A 13,503-nucleotide genomic window follows, 5' to 3' on the forward strand; every position below is an offset into this window, starting at 1 on the left:
TATGGGTAGTGAAGTGAAAAGAGATTTTGGGGTGCTTCGGGAAAACCCAGATTTGCGGGACGTACCAGATGAGGAATTGAATTGGCTGCTTGAAAATTCCCAGAGCGGCAAACTGGAAATAGGACAAGCGCTACCCGAGTCGTTTTCGCCAAATGACCACCTGATTTTCGTGTTGGACGGAACTTTGGAGGAGGCTGAAGCCGCTGCCGGAAACTACAAAAGCTTAAAAAACTACGGAAAAGGGGACATTTTGGGACGCCTTCCCTTTTCCAAAGAAGATTCCACCCCACCAAGGCTGCAAGCCTCTTCTGCGGCAAAGCTGCTGGCTTTTCCCCGAAGCCTGTTCCCTAGCCTGACCTCACAATGTCCACAGCTGACCGAGGCCTTGGTGCAGCTGATGGTGACCCGAAGCCGGACTTTTTCCCCAAACTCCCTGCTTGCCGACAAAATGGCTACCCTCGGCAAACTGACCGCGGGGCTGACCCACGAACTCAACCACCCCATCACCGCCATCCAGCGCGACAATGCCGAGCTGGGAAGAATCCTGTTGAAAGACAATCTGGTCAAACTATTGGTAATCGAGGCTGACTTGGGCGAAGGAGAGAAAACAAAGCTGGAGGAAGCGATCGCGCGCTGGAGCCAGTCCGCCAGACCATCCTCCATGACCGCCTCCGAAATCCAAAAAACGGAAAAGACCTGGAGCAGACAACTCGCCGACTGGGGAGCAAAAACAAGCGAAGACGCGGCAGAGGCCTTTACCGATCATAGCATAGATCCAGAGGAAATGAGGCAATGGGTCGAAAAAATAGACCGGGACAAACTGGACTCCTGGCTGGACGTCTTGGCTTGCATCCTGCAGGCGCGGGCACTGGCTTCCAATATTGACCGGGCCGTCTCGCGGGTGTCGGGGCTGATCCGGAGAGTCAAGACCTTCTCCCACTTCGACAGAGCACCTGTCCGCACCAAACTCGACCTGCTCTCTGGGATAGAAGACTCGCTGGCGCTGCTCCAGCACCGCATCAAAGCATCCGGCGTCGAGGTGGCCCTCTCCCACCCGGACTCTCCGGCTCTGGTCGAGGGGATCGCCGGCGAGCTCAGCCAGGTATGGACTAACCTGATCGTCAACGCACTCGACGCCATAGAAAAAAGTCCCTCCCCCCGCCTACGAATCGAGATCCTGCAAGGCAAGGCACATACAGCCGTGAAAATCTCCGACAATGGCCCCGGCATCCCGAGCGAACTCCAGTCCCGGATTTTCCAGCCTTTCTTCACCACCAAAGCCGCAGGAGTCGGCACCGGCATGGGCCTGGATCTGATCCGGCAAATCGTGGAGAGGCATGGCGGGGCAATCAGCCTGGACTCCCGACCCGGAGAGACAACCTTTGAAATACAGCTTCCCCTGAGCTGATTTTTTTCAGTTTTTGGGATATTTTCCGAGAAGAAAAAAAGACCAAAACCAGCCTCATTTCCAACAGCTTGCAGAAACGGCAAACCCAAAATCAACTTTCCCTATAATTTTTGTAGGCTTTAAGCTTTGAGATTGCCTTTCTTTGCATATATTTGTCACACTAACTATTGGTATGACACAAGAACTATTTGCGCGGTACTCCTTTCTTCTTGACCGTACGGCCAGAAAAGTGAAGCAATATGCCCAGCAGCAGTTCAAGACGGGAGAGTTTGACGTGACCGTCGACCAATGGCTTGTGTTGAAAAACCTTTCGGAAAACGAACTGCTGAGCCAAACCGAGCTGGCGGGCCTGGTCTTCAAGGACAACCCCACCCTCACCCGGATCATCGATCTGCTCTGCAAAAAGGGCTACGTGGACCGGGTGCCGCATCCCCAGGACAGGAGAAGCTTCCAGCTCCACCTCACCGAATCGGGCCTGGCCAAGGTCAATGAGCTACGCCCCAAAATCCTGGAAATCCGGGAGAAAGCCTGGGAAAACCTGAACGAGAGGGATTTTGACGAATTCAAGCGAATCCTCAACACGATCTACCAAAATCTGGACGGACAGGTGATCGAAACTTGAAAAAGTATTTAGCATACTAATTATATTTGTACGAACATTTTGGAATCTAACGGAGTTTAAACTCCCAAAGCCATGAATACAAACACCATCCACACCGACATCTGCATCATCGGAGCAGGACCCGTAGGACTTTTCGCCATCTTCGAAGCTGGACTGCTCAAGATGCGCTGCCACCTGATAGATGCCCTGCCACAGGTGGGGGGTCAGCTTTCGGAGATCTATCCCCAAAAGCCGATCTACGACATCCCAGGATATCCGGAGGTGAATGCCCAGGTTTTGGTGGACAACCTGATGGAGCAGGCCAAGCCTTTCCAGCCTACCTTCACCTTGGGTGAGCGTGTGGACCACTTGGACAAGCAGACGGATGGCAGCTACGTCATCACCACAAGCGACAAGACGCACGTACATGCGCAGGTAGTGGTGATCGCTGGCGGTTTGGGTTGCTTCGAGCCCAGAAAACCCGTGATCGAAAACCTCGAAATCTACGAAGGCAAAGGAATCCACTACATGGTGAAAAACCCGGAAACCTTCCGAGACAAGAACGTCGTGATCGCAGGTGGTGGCGACTCTGCGCTGGACTGGACTATTTTCCTTTCCAAAGTGGCCAAAAAGGTGACTTTGGTACACCGCAACGAGACCTTCCGCGGTGCTCCAGACTCCGCCTCCAAGGTGTTTGACTTGGCAAACGTCGGCAAGATCGACCTGATCCTCTCCGCCAACCTGAAGCAGGTCAACGGAAACGGAAAGCTGGAAAAAGTGGTCCTTGAGGACAAAGCCAAGCAGGACATGAACATCGAAGCGGACTACCTGATCCCGCTATTTGGGCTCAGCCCAAAACTCGGCCCTATCGCCGACTGGGGACTGACCATCGACAAAAACGCCATCGAGGTAGACACCCGCGACTACTCCACCGGAGTCGAGCGCATCTACGCCATCGGTGACATCAACACCTATCCGGGTAAGCTGAAGCTGATCCTCTGCGGATTCCACGAGGCGGCGATCATGATGCACTCCGCCTTCAAATACGTGTACCCAGACCAAAAACTCAGCTTCAAATACACCACCGTCAACGGAGTTAACTCCTTCTAATCCTATCTTTGCGCCATGGTAACATTCACTGTAGAAGATCACGACGGCAATCGCCAGGAAGTCGAAGCGCCCGTAGACATGGGGTTTAACCTCATGGAAATCCTGAAGGCATCCGAGTACCCGGTACTGGCCACCTGCGGCGGCATGGCGCTCTGCGGCACCTGCCACATCGAGGTACTGGAGGGAAAAGACGGACTGGGTGACGCCACTGACCCCGAACTGGACCAGCTGGAAAACCTTCCTGAATACTATCCGACCTCACGCCTCTCCTGCCAAATCCGCGTCAGCGAAATACTGGAGGGAGCCATCATCAAACTCAGAGGCGAAGACGTAGTCTGATTTGAGATTCGAGATTTGAAGTTGAACCACCTGGGAACGGGTGGTTTTTCTTTTTGAAAATAGGTATTTTACAAAAAACTACAGCAGCATGATTTCCAAGGCCGAATTGATCAAACAAATCCAGAAGTTCCCCGAAGAAATTGCCATCGAAGATCTTGTAGAGCGGCTCATACTCATCGACAAGCTCGAAAAGCGGATTGCAGAGTCAAAAGATGGCCAGAACATTTCTGAAGAAGACCTAAAAAAGGAAATGCAGGAATGGTTCAGGTAATTTGGTTGAAATCCGCCAAAAACGACCTTTTGGACATCTATGAATACAAAATGAACAACTCAAAGGGCAAGCGAAGTTATAGGTGTCCCGCATCTTTTAGATGAATTCTCAACAAGAGAAGTAGTGAAAAGGCATTTTTTATACTCTAGAAAAACATTAATCCCAATTCAAGGATACACCACGATGAGGTTCAAATTATCATTGTTAAGTCTTTTCGCCTTTTTAATTCCCATTTCAAACTTGATTGCCTGCAGTTGCGGATCAAGCTTTTCCGAAGATTTTAGAGCATCAGATTTCGTGGCCCATGTGAAATTTAAAAGAGCTTTCATGGCAAGCAAAGGGAACCCTTACTACGCAGTTGAAATTGAGGTAATTGAGAAATACAAAGGACCGGATTTGAAGACAATTTGGATTGACAATGATGAACTCTGTCCATTTCATCTTCAACCGAATGGAGGCGAAGAATTGGTTATTTTTTCACGTATAGACCATCTCGGAAATTTTTCAATTCATGAATGCTCGGGAAACTTCTCACCTTACCTAAAGCACAGATCAATAGAGGTTCAAATCCTCAAAAAATTAAAATCTTTTGATCTGGAGTATGTACAAGATTTCTGGTTTGAAACAAACAATTTGTTTTTCAACCAATCCTGGGGATGGGAAATCGACATTCCTGAAAAGAATTTCGCGATTTACGAGGTTGCCTATGATCGTCTAAATTTCTATGCAGAAGTTAAAGTCCTCGACGGCTTTGGAAACAGAACTGACGAAAAAGTAACCTCTTTGATCAAAAAATCGGACTGGCATTTCTATTCTCTTTACGACAATTTCGACCCCAACATTTTTAGATTTTTGATCATTTTGGAAAAAGAATTCTGGAAAGGAAAACAGGTAACGAAATATACTTACCTATAAATGCTCGAACCGCCTAATTTACATTTACAGCCCCTTTTCTACATAGGGCAGCACAATGCAAAGGGGGAGATTTGGAAGTAAAACAATACGGAAAGCAATTCATTTTTAGTAGCTTCCATCATGAAATTCCTTCTTCTCGTTTTACTCGCCCTGCTTCCCACACTCGCCTTTTGCCAAGTCAGCCGCGCCGAGCGGGAGGAAGTTCCAAAGATCAACCAACTCATCAGCGACTACTCCAAAGCCAGGGAAACCCGCGACACCATCCTGCTCAAGGAAATCCTCACCGAGGACATTGACCAGCTGGTCTCCAGCGGGGAATGGAGAAACGGCCTCCGCGCAGCCATCCAGGGCATGATGCAGAGCAGCACCGCCAACCCCGGCACCAGAACTTTGGAGGTGGAAAAAATCAAATTCCTCAGCGACGAAATCGCCCTGGTCGACTGTCGCTACCTCATCAAGTCCGGAGAGACTGTCCGAAACATGTGGAGCAGCTTCACGCTGGTCTTCGACAAAGACCGCTGGAAAATCTCCGCCATCCGCAACATGAACCCAACGGGCACCTAAACACCATGCCCGTGAAAGCCTTCCTCGTCCTTCTCCTGGCCTTTGCCCTTTTCTCCTGCCGTCCAGACTCCGAGGCTCCCACGCTGATCCTGAGCAACGGAAAGATCTGGACCGGGGAGACGGACTCCAGCTTTGTCGAGGCCATCGCCATCCGGGAAAACCTCATCCTGCAAACGGGCGACACCCGCTCCATCCTGTCGCTTGCCGGTCCGGACACGGAAGTCATCGATCTGCAGGGCAAGCTGGTCACCGCCGGTTTCAACGACGCCCACATCCACTTTCTCAGCGGCTCCATGGGACTAGACCAGGTGGAACTCTCCTCCACGACTTCCCTGGAAAAAATGCTCAGCCAAACGCTGGACTACATCCGCCAAAACCCAGACAAAGAATGGATCACGGGAAGAGGCTGGCAATACACGTTTTTTGCCGCAGGGCTCCCAGACCATGAGTCCATGAAAGCCCTGGACATAGACCGACCGCTCCTGATCCAAGCCTACGACGGACACAGCGCCTATGCCAATCCCAAAGCGCTGGAGCTGGCTGGCATCAACTCCGAGACGCAGTTTTCGGGCTTTGGTGAACTGGTGAAAGACCAAAACGGCCAGCCCACAGGCGCACTCAAGGAAAGGGCGATGGACCTCGTGGGCAGCTTGGTGCCAGAGCCGACCTTTGAGGACAAGCTCGATGCGCTTCGCAAAGGCCTCGCCTATGCCGCTTCACTCGGGATCACCAGCGTGCAGAATGCCAACGGCACGGAAACAGACCTTCGCCTTTTCCAAAAACTACACGACAATGGACAGCTTACGCTTCGCTATGCGGCCGCCTTTTCTGTCCAGGAACAAACTACTGACGAACAGCTCCACCGTTTCATTTTTCTCAAAGACAGCGTCGGGCTCGCCAATCCTTGGCTTCGGGCCGACGCCATCAAGTTTATGATCGACGGCGTGATCGAGGGCCACACAGGAGCCATGCTGGAGCCCTATTCCGATATTGCGACGGACGACCCTCTGGCCTTGGGACAGCTGAACTTTTCCCTTCCTCGCTATCAGGAGCTGGTCAATAGGCTGGACTCGGCGGGCCTTAGGCTCTATACCCACGCCATCGGGGACCGAGGCGTAAGGGAGGCCCTGAATGCCTATGAAAATGCGCAGGCAAAAAACGGCTCCAAGGAGACCCGGCATCGTATCGAGCACATCGAAACCATCCACCCGGCCGACATCCCCAGATTTGCCCAGCTGGGCGTCCTGCCAAGCATGGAGCCCATCCATGCCGAGCCTGGCACCACGACCGTATGGTCCAATGCCGTCGGCATAGAGCGCCTTCCGTATTCCTTTGCCTGGCGATCTCTGCTTGACCAAAATGCCCCTCTCGTTTTCAGCTCTGACTGGCCTGCCTGCATCAGCCTGAATCCCATCCGGGGAATCCACGTGGCTGCGAACCGACAGAATCCCAGCGGCTATCCTAAAGAGGGCTGGATACCGGCTGAAAAAATCTCGGTCTTTGAGGCTATGCGGGCCTACACGGCGATGGGAGCCTACTCTTCCTTCGAAGAGGACAAAAAAGGAATGCTCAAGGAGGGGTACTTGGCCGATCTGGTGGTTTTCTCCCAAGATCTTTTCAGCATAGACCCCAAGAAAATCCACGAAACCCAGGTGCAGATGACTATCGTGGACGGGAAGAAAGTGTTTGTTCGAAAGGAGGAAAAATAGCCGCTACCCCAGCGTCCAAACTGGCATTTTCCCAGCAAAGCACCAGACCCAAAAAGAAAAAGGCCGGTTTCCCGGCCCATTTGCTGAAAAGTTTGAGGATTAAACTTCTCCAACTGGTGAACAACAACTGCCGTCCTTTTTACTTTTTACTTTTCATTTTTATAATAACGGTCATGGAAGAAATATCTTGCATCGCCCTCGGCCTTTACCTCCTTTGACTCGGTATCGATCACCATCACCGGGGGCGCTTGGTCTCCTGCCTTTGCGGCGGTCCAGGTCGGCACACCCTCTCCGTTTGGATTTCCGGTTTTCACGAAGTTGGTGAAGAAGTTCAGAAAGGTCTCCGAAGTCTTGAAGTCATCGCGTGTCCAGGCATAGTCCTTCACCAGAGGAAGATTGCCCATGGCGTACTCGATCTCGGCAGCATGCGGCGCACCGATGGGTTTGGGCGCTGGCGGCGCGGAATCGGCACGCTGCGTACCTCCAGCCAAACCTGACACTCGGCTCTGATCTACGAGATCCGGACGGATCTTGCTGTATAGGTAGCGGTACACCGGCTGCTCGCTGTGGCTTCTGTGCAAGTCAAACCACTTCCACGTGCTATAGGAAATGAAGCGGTCCGAAGCCAGATTGGTCGCAGCCCACTCGACTTCCTGCGGGCTAGTATGCGGATGCAAAGCCAGGACTTCCTCCCACTGCTCGGGGTAGGTTTCCTTCACTTTGGCTACGAAAGCTTCGGTGGTGTTGGGCTGTCCCTGCATGAAGGCGCCCCCGGGGATCTCCGCCGAGTTCCAGCCCAACAGCAGCGGCACTTGAGCCTGCTCACCAGCCACAAAAATCTCCGGCAGGGTTTTGGGCAAAAAGTGATGATCAATCACCACCGGAAACCCGAACCGGCGAGACTCCTGATAGATCTCCAATAGGTCTTTCGCAGACAGCTTTCTAGCTTCGGCGATGGAGTTCACTCCGGCTTTTTCCAAAAACTCCTTTCCAACAGCTTCTGCCTCAGACACGGACACCGGTGCCAGTGTAGGCCGGATTCCCGCGCCGCTTTCGCCTATGGCTCCATGGATCAAGTTTCGGGAAAGTGGAGAGGCCATCTGGTAGGACACCGAAATAGACCCAGCGGATTCACCTGCGATAGTGACTTGATTCGGATTCCCTCCAAAAGCCGCGATGTTGTCCTTCACCCACTGCAGCGCCAGGGCTTGATCCAGCAGGCCGTAGTTTCCTGAAGCTTTGTAGGAAGCCTCCGCGCTCAGCTCTGGATGGGCCAAAAAGCCGAATACGCCCAAGCGGTAATTGACGGTCACCACGACCACGCCTTTCTTGGCCATGGACTCCCCGTTGTACCGAGGCTCGGAAGCGTCACCCGCCACGAAACCGCCGCCGTAGAAATACACCAGCACGGGCAGATCCTTGGAGTTGCGCTTGGCCTGCGTCCACACGTTTAGCGTGAGGCAGTCCTCGGACACACCGTCCGACCAGCTGCTCATATCGCCAAAGACCAGCCCCTGTACCGGCCTCGGCCCAAAGGATTTGGTTTCTTTCACACCAGACCAAGAATCCGCAGGCACGGGAGCTTTCCAGCGCAGCTCGTCCACCGGCGGCTTGGCAAAAGGAATCCCGAAATAGGTAGAAATCCCGTTGGTCACGTTGTAATTGCCCTCGATCGTCCCAGTTTTGATCGTAGCCTGCACCGGCAGGGAGTTGTCCGTCTGCGAAAAAGCCAGGGATGTCCCCAGGAGGAACAGTGCCACGGCCTTCAGATATTTTTTCATAGTTAATAATGGATTGAATTCTAATGTTTGGATATATGCTACTTTGCCGGCAACAACCTAAAACTAACATTCGGAGCGCGAAACCATGTCGAAAACGCTACATCGGTCTTCGGTCATCGGTCGCCTGTACTGAGCGAAGTCGAAGTATCCAGCCCGATTGTTAATGAAATTTCGTTTACTGGCAGAAAAGCGCATGTACATTTTCTATTGTTTCACGTTGAGACAATAATAATTGCTTGCCACAAATTTTCCTAAAAAGAAAGCGGTAATCCTGAAGCTGACAACAAACAATTTGCCCACTTCCAAGACTTTGTACTGAAAAAATCCGTACACTTGTAAAAACGCGCACCATGGGCACCACAAAAGAACAGGCGAGATTTGACGCGAGGCTTTCCAAAGAACAAAAGCAGTTCTTTGAAAAAGCTGCCTACCTAGGCGGATACCGCAACCTGACTGATTTTGTAATCCTTACAGTCCAGGAAAAAGCAAATGAGATCATCCGGGAAAAGGAAGCCTTGCTCGCATCGGATCGAGACTCCGAACTTTTCTTTGACGCCCTAGTCAATCCCAAAAAGCCTTCTGAAAACTTAAAAAAGGCTTTGGCCGAGTATGAGGCTTTTTTTCCCGATTCGGATAAGTGATCGAGCTGCTGGACAAAAGCCATGATCGAAGCGATTTCGACTGTGGAAACGAAACCCTCAACAACTACCTAAAGTACCAAGCTGGCCAAGATGTACAGCGGAAACTATCCGTTTGTTTTGTTTTGTCCGATCCAAAAACAAGAAAAGTCCAAGGCTACTACACGCTGTCCAACGCCGGTATCCCCCTCCATCTTTTCCCTAGCCAGATCCAAAAAAAACTACCCAAATCCTATCAAAGCATCCCGGCTACCCTTTTGGGCAGGCTGGCCATAGACCTCAGCCGTCAAGGAAAAGGCATCGGAAAAACCCTCCTGATCGACGCGCTCCGAAGGAGTTTTGGGCTGTCCAATGAAATCGGGTCTTTTGCTGTATTCGTCGACCCCATCGACTCCGCAGCCGAAGCCTTCTATGAAAAGTACGACTTCGTCAAGCTGCCAGATAGTGGGAAGATGTTCATACCCATGAAGACTTTGAAGGACCTATTCTCCTAGCAGTCCAACAATCATTTTTTGCAAAAATCTGGAGCCACACCCTATTGTTTCACTTTGAGACAATAATAATTGCTTCTCCCGAAAAATTGGAGTTACTTAGAAGGGAATTAGCCCGCACATGCCCCTACCAGACAGCTCCCAATACATCCCCCATCTCGCTTTTGATTCCGTGGTCTTTGGCTTTTCCAAAGGCAAACTCAAGATTCTTCTCATGGAGTACCACGCCACTGGCTGGCTGGCCCTTCCCGGGGGATTTGTGAAGCGCGACGAAGATCTGGAAAACGCCGTCAAACGGGGCCTCCAGGAAAGAACCGGACTGGAAGACGTCTATCTCGAGCAGTTTCACACGTTTGGGACGATTGACCGCTTTCAGCCGGAAGTGATGAAATCCATCCTGCTGGCTTCTGGCGCGGAGGTTCCCGAAGACTATTGGATGCTCGACCGCTTTTTTTCCATTGGCTACTACGCGCTCCTAGATCACGAGAAAGTCACGCTTACGCCCGACATCCTGTCTGATTCTATTGCATGGTACGAAGTGGATCAGCTACCGGACTTGATCTTTGACCACAACAAGATCGTCCAAAAAGCCCTACAAACGCTCCGCGAAAACCTCGACCGCAAGCTCATCGGCGGCAACCTCCTCCCCGAGCGCTTCACCATGAACGAGCTCCAGGCGGTGTACGAGGCTATTTTGGGAGAAAAGCTCCGCCGTACCAGCTTCCAGCGCAAGATGCTCAGCCTCGACATACTGGAGCGCCACGAAAAGCTCTTCACCGGCAAAAGCCACAAAGCCCCCTACCTCTACAGTTTCAAGCCTTAGCCTTTCCCAACCCAAAATACTATGAAACAGGCCTTTCTTCTCCTTTTCTCGCTTGGCGGACTGCTATTTTTCTCCTGCCAAAGTCCTACGAGCTCCGACCTCATCTCCACGGAGGCTGTCTCCGTCGAGGGTGGCATGATCTCCGGCACCAGCGACTCCAGCGGCCTGGTCAAAATCTTCAAAGGCATTCCCTTTGCAGCTCCGCCGGTGGGCGACTTGAGATGGAAAGCTCCCCAGCCGGTATTGCCCTGGGAAGGGGTCAAGGCCTGCACCGACAATCCCCCGGCACCCATGCAAAATCCGCCCGTCCCTTTCTTTGCCTGGTCTGAAGAATTCTTGATTCCCAAGGATCCAATCTCCGAGGACTGTCTCTACCTGAACATCTGGACAGCGGCGGAAAAGTCTGACGAAAAGCGTCCCGTCATGGTCTGGATCTACGGAGGCGGATTCAGCTCGGGAGGAAATAGCGTGCCACTCTACGACGGCACTGACCTGGCCAAAGAAGGAATCGTGGTCGTCAACCTCAACTACCGCGTCGGCATGTTGGGTTTCTTTGTCCACCCCGATCTCAGTGCGGAGAGCCCTGACCAGACATCGGGCAACTATGGCATCCTGGATCAGATCGCGGCCTTGGAGTGGGTGAAGAAAAACATCGCCCAGTTTGGGGGCGACCCGGACAACGTCACCATTGCCGGCCAATCCGCAGGTGCTTTTAGCGTGAACGCACTCGTGGTTTCGCCCAAAGCCAAAGGACTCTTCCACAAAGCCATCGCCCAAAGCGGGGGCATGTTCAACCGCGGCACCGGTCTGGTCTCCGGTCTGAAGGGAGCGGAGGAGCGTGGAAAAATGCTGACAGACACGCTGGGCATCACCTTGGCGGATTTGCGCCAGCTCCCCGCCGACAGCTTGCTTAAGTTTCCGGCACGCTTTGGCACCACCATCGACGGAAAGGTACTCCCAAGCGTGCGGGAAAGCTTTGAAAATGGCAGCTTCTCCGACGTGCCGCTGCTGACCGGCTGGAACGCCGACGACCGCGTCTCCGGCAATCCTCCCACGACTCCGGCGGAGTTCAAGGCCAACGCCAAAAAACAATACGGTGGACGGGCAGGGGAATACCTGGAGCTCTTCCCGGCAGACAGCCCGGAGATCCTAGCCCAAACCCAGAATATGATGAGCGGGTTGTTCTTTGGGATGCAAAACTACACCTGGGCCAAGATGCAAAGCGAAAAAGGACAAAACGACGCGTACGTTTACTATTTCACCCGTGTCCCTCCCGGCGAACCCAACTATGGCGCGTTCCACTCGGCGGAGTTCAGCTACGCCCTGCATACGCTGCGAAACTGGAACCGCCCCTTCGAGCAAACCGACTACGACCTGGAGAAAACCATGTCCGGCTACTGGCTCAACTTTGTAAAAACCGGAAACCCTAACGGTGCAGGTCTTCCAGAATGGCCTGTCTTTGATCCGGCAAACCCGATGGTAAACGAACTGGGGGCCGAGGTCAAGACCCGCGCCCTGCCTTATTGGGCCCAGATGAAGTTTATGGAGAGCTTGAACGACTGAGCGATGCTGGCGCTTTTGGGGATTCTGACGATATCGCTGCTGCTGTATGTGGTGATCACCAAAAAGACTTCACCGGTGATCGCACTCATCCTTATCCCGATCCTGACCGGAATCTTGGCGGGCAAGACGCCAGAACTCCCAAAAATGATCGGTGACGGCCTTCTCTCCATCGCTCCTACCGGGGTGATGTTCGTCTTTGCCATCCTGTTTTTCGGGATTTTGCTGGATGCAGGGGCGTTTAAGCCCATCATCTCCGGACTGCTGAAAATCGCGGGAAACGACCCGACCAAAATCGCCCTCGCCACCGCACTTTTGGCGATGCTCGTTCATCTGGACGGATCGGGAGCAGTCACCTTTCTGGTGGTCGTGCCCGCCATGGTACCCATCTATGACCGCATGGGTATGAAAAGAACCACGCTGGCCTGCCTGACGGCCCTATCGGCCGGCACCATGAACATCCTTCCCTGGGGCGGCCCGACCATCCGCGCTGCCTCGGCCCTGAACGTGTCCGTCACCGAGCTTTTCAACCCCATTCTGCTGCCTTTTCTGGCGGGACTTCTCGCGGTTTTGACTATTGCCTTTTGGATGGGAAAGAAAGAAAAACAGCGGCTTGCAGGCACTCCGATCTTGAAAACCGCAGAAGAATACATGGAAGAGAACCCACTCCATCGACCTCGGATGTTTTGGCCAAACATACTCTTGATACTCATCGCCATCTCCGCCATCATACTCAGCTGGGCACCTCCCTATGTCGTGTTTATGGTAGCCTTTGCCCTTGCCTTGGCGATGAACTTCCCCAGCGTGGATGAACAGAAAAAGCGGGTCGATGCCCATGCAAAGGAAGCATTGTTGATGGCCAGCATACTTTTCGCCGCGGGCTGCTTCACCGGCATCCTCAAGGGAAGCGGCATGATGGAGGCCATGGCTGCTACCGTGCGGGACTATCTTCCCGCGCAGCTAGGCCAGCAACTGCCTCTGTTGACCGGCCTGGTGGCCATGCCCGCCAGCCTGCTCTTTGACCCAGATTCCTTCTATTTTGGGATCTTGCCGCTACTTTCCTCTACCGCGGAGCATTTCGGTGCCAGTGGCTTGGAGGTAGGCCAGGCCGCTATCATGGGACAAATGACCACCGGTTTTCCCATCAGCCCCCTCACCGGCTCGACGTTTCTGTTGGTCGGTCTTGCAGGGGTGGACCTGGGAGATCATCAGAAAAAGACCATCCCACTCGCCCTTTTGGTGACTTTGGTGATTTTGTCCGTCTCTATACTCATGGGAATTATCACTGTCTGA

At 52.8% G+C, this 13,503-nt stretch carries 14 protein-coding genes; 13 read left to right on the plus strand and 1 reads right to left on the minus strand.

From position 1 onward, the window contains the following. Position 1: 1 nt before the first annotated feature. The 8 genes from J0A68_RS09145 (at position 2) to J0A68_RS09180 (ending at position 6,917) form a co-directional block, all read left to right on the plus strand. On the plus strand, positions 2–1,408 hold the full coding sequence (locus J0A68_RS09145; protein ID WP_206577904.1) for an ATP-binding protein: 1,407 nt from the start codon (positions 2–4) through the stop codon (positions 1,406–1,408). A 172-nt stretch (positions 1,409–1,580) separates the two neighbouring features. Beyond that, entirely contained in the window at positions 1,581–2,030 is a 450-nt protein-coding gene (locus J0A68_RS09150) for a MarR family winged helix-turn-helix transcriptional regulator (RefSeq protein ID WP_206577905.1), read from the plus strand. Positions 2,031–2,102: 72 nt separating this feature from the next. Beyond that, the gene (locus J0A68_RS09155) at positions 2,103–3,119 is read left to right on the plus strand and encodes an NAD(P)/FAD-dependent oxidoreductase (RefSeq protein ID WP_206577906.1); all 1,017 of its coding nucleotides are present in this window, start codon (positions 2,103–2,105) and stop codon (positions 3,117–3,119) included. Positions 3,120–3,134: 15 nt separating this feature from the next. Further along, positions 3,135–3,458 (plus strand): 2Fe-2S iron-sulfur cluster-binding protein, encoded by a 324-nt coding sequence (locus J0A68_RS09160; RefSeq protein WP_206577907.1) that lies wholly within the window; start codon positions 3,135–3,137, stop codon positions 3,456–3,458. An 88-nt stretch (positions 3,459–3,546) separates the two neighbouring features. Next, a complete protein-coding gene (locus J0A68_RS09165) occupies positions 3,547–3,729 on the plus strand; it encodes a hypothetical protein (RefSeq protein WP_206577908.1) in 183 nt (60 codons plus the stop codon). A gap of 183 nt (positions 3,730–3,912) precedes the next feature. Next, the gene (locus J0A68_RS09170) at positions 3,913–4,644 is read left to right on the plus strand and encodes a hypothetical protein (RefSeq protein ID WP_206577909.1); all 732 of its coding nucleotides are present in this window, start codon (positions 3,913–3,915) and stop codon (positions 4,642–4,644) included. 120 nt (positions 4,645–4,764) lie between these two features. Next, complete coding sequence (locus J0A68_RS09175; protein WP_206577910.1) at positions 4,765–5,208, plus strand: YybH family protein; 444 nt, start codon at positions 4,765–4,767, stop codon at positions 5,206–5,208. Positions 5,209–5,219: 11 nt separating this feature from the next. After that, positions 5,220–6,917, plus strand: coding sequence for an amidohydrolase (locus J0A68_RS09180; protein ID WP_206577911.1), 1,698 nt, complete (start codon positions 5,220–5,222; stop codon positions 6,915–6,917). Positions 6,918–7,063: 146 nt separating this feature from the next. Here J0A68_RS09180 and J0A68_RS09185 read toward each other — a convergent pair whose 3' ends face one another. Then, on the minus strand, positions 7,064–8,698 hold the full coding sequence (locus J0A68_RS09185; protein WP_206577912.1) for a carboxylesterase/lipase family protein: 1,635 nt from the start codon (positions 8,696–8,698) through the stop codon (positions 7,064–7,066). A 350-nt stretch (positions 8,699–9,048) separates the two neighbouring features. Between J0A68_RS09185 and J0A68_RS09190 the strand changes: the two genes are divergently transcribed. The 5 genes from J0A68_RS09190 to J0A68_RS09210 all read left to right on the plus strand — a co-directional run bounded on the left by J0A68_RS09190 (position 9,049) and on the right by J0A68_RS09210 (position 13,503). Next, the gene (locus J0A68_RS09190) at positions 9,049–9,339 is read left to right on the plus strand and encodes a type II toxin-antitoxin system TacA family antitoxin (protein ID WP_206577913.1); all 291 of its coding nucleotides are present in this window, start codon (positions 9,049–9,051) and stop codon (positions 9,337–9,339) included. Further along, positions 9,336–9,830 (plus strand): GNAT family N-acetyltransferase, encoded by a 495-nt coding sequence (locus J0A68_RS09195; protein ID WP_206577914.1) that lies wholly within the window; start codon positions 9,336–9,338, stop codon positions 9,828–9,830. Before J0A68_RS09190 ends, J0A68_RS09195 begins: the two co-directional genes overlap by 4 nt. Positions 9,831–9,948: 118 nt before the next feature. Beyond that, positions 9,949–10,650, plus strand: coding sequence for an NUDIX hydrolase (locus tag J0A68_RS09200; protein ID WP_206577915.1), 702 nt, complete (start codon positions 9,949–9,951; stop codon positions 10,648–10,650). A gap of 21 nt (positions 10,651–10,671) precedes the next feature. Next, a complete protein-coding gene (locus tag J0A68_RS09205; RefSeq protein ID WP_206577916.1) occupies positions 10,672–12,213 on the plus strand; it encodes a carboxylesterase/lipase family protein in 1,542 nt (513 codons plus the stop codon). A 3-nt stretch (positions 12,214–12,216) separates the two neighbouring features. Further along, positions 12,217–13,503 carry a CitMHS family transporter gene (locus J0A68_RS09210; protein ID WP_206577917.1) on the plus strand — a complete coding sequence of 429 codons (1,287 nt, stop codon included), beginning with the start codon at positions 12,217–12,219 and terminating at the stop codon, positions 13,501–13,503.

This window comes from Algoriphagus oliviformis, from assembly GCF_017254915.1.
GTDB classification, from domain to species: Bacteria; Bacteroidota; Bacteroidia; order Cytophagales; family Cyclobacteriaceae; genus Algoriphagus; species Algoriphagus oliviformis.

Coding starts and splice junctions, on each gene's coding strand:
- J0A68_RS09145 (WP_206577904.1), top strand. CDS start 2: ATGGGTAGTGAAGTGAAAAGAGATTTTGGGGTGCTTCGGGAAAACCCA.
- J0A68_RS09150 (WP_206577905.1), top strand. CDS start 1,581: ATGACACAAGAACTATTTGCGCGGTACTCCTTTCTTCTTGACCGTACG.
- J0A68_RS09155 (WP_206577906.1), top strand. CDS start 2,103: ATGAATACAAACACCATCCACACCGACATCTGCATCATCGGAGCAGGA.
- J0A68_RS09160 (WP_206577907.1), top strand. CDS start 3,135: ATGGTAACATTCACTGTAGAAGATCACGACGGCAATCGCCAGGAAGTC.
- J0A68_RS09165 (WP_206577908.1), top strand. CDS start 3,547: ATGATTTCCAAGGCCGAATTGATCAAACAAATCCAGAAGTTCCCCGAA.
- J0A68_RS09170 (WP_206577909.1), top strand. CDS start 3,913: ATGAGGTTCAAATTATCATTGTTAAGTCTTTTCGCCTTTTTAATTCCC.
- J0A68_RS09175 (WP_206577910.1), top strand. CDS start 4,765: ATGAAATTCCTTCTTCTCGTTTTACTCGCCCTGCTTCCCACACTCGCC.
- J0A68_RS09185 (WP_206577912.1), bottom strand. CDS start 8,698: ATGAAAAAATATCTGAAGGCCGTGGCACTGTTCCTCCTGGGGACATCC.
- J0A68_RS09190 (WP_206577913.1), top strand. CDS start 9,049: ATGGGCACCACAAAAGAACAGGCGAGATTTGACGCGAGGCTTTCCAAA.
- J0A68_RS09200 (WP_206577915.1), top strand. CDS start 9,949: ATGCCCCTACCAGACAGCTCCCAATACATCCCCCATCTCGCTTTTGAT.
- J0A68_RS09205 (WP_206577916.1), top strand. CDS start 10,672: ATGAAACAGGCCTTTCTTCTCCTTTTCTCGCTTGGCGGACTGCTATTT.
- J0A68_RS09210 (WP_206577917.1), top strand. CDS start 12,217: ATGCTGGCGCTTTTGGGGATTCTGACGATATCGCTGCTGCTGTATGTG.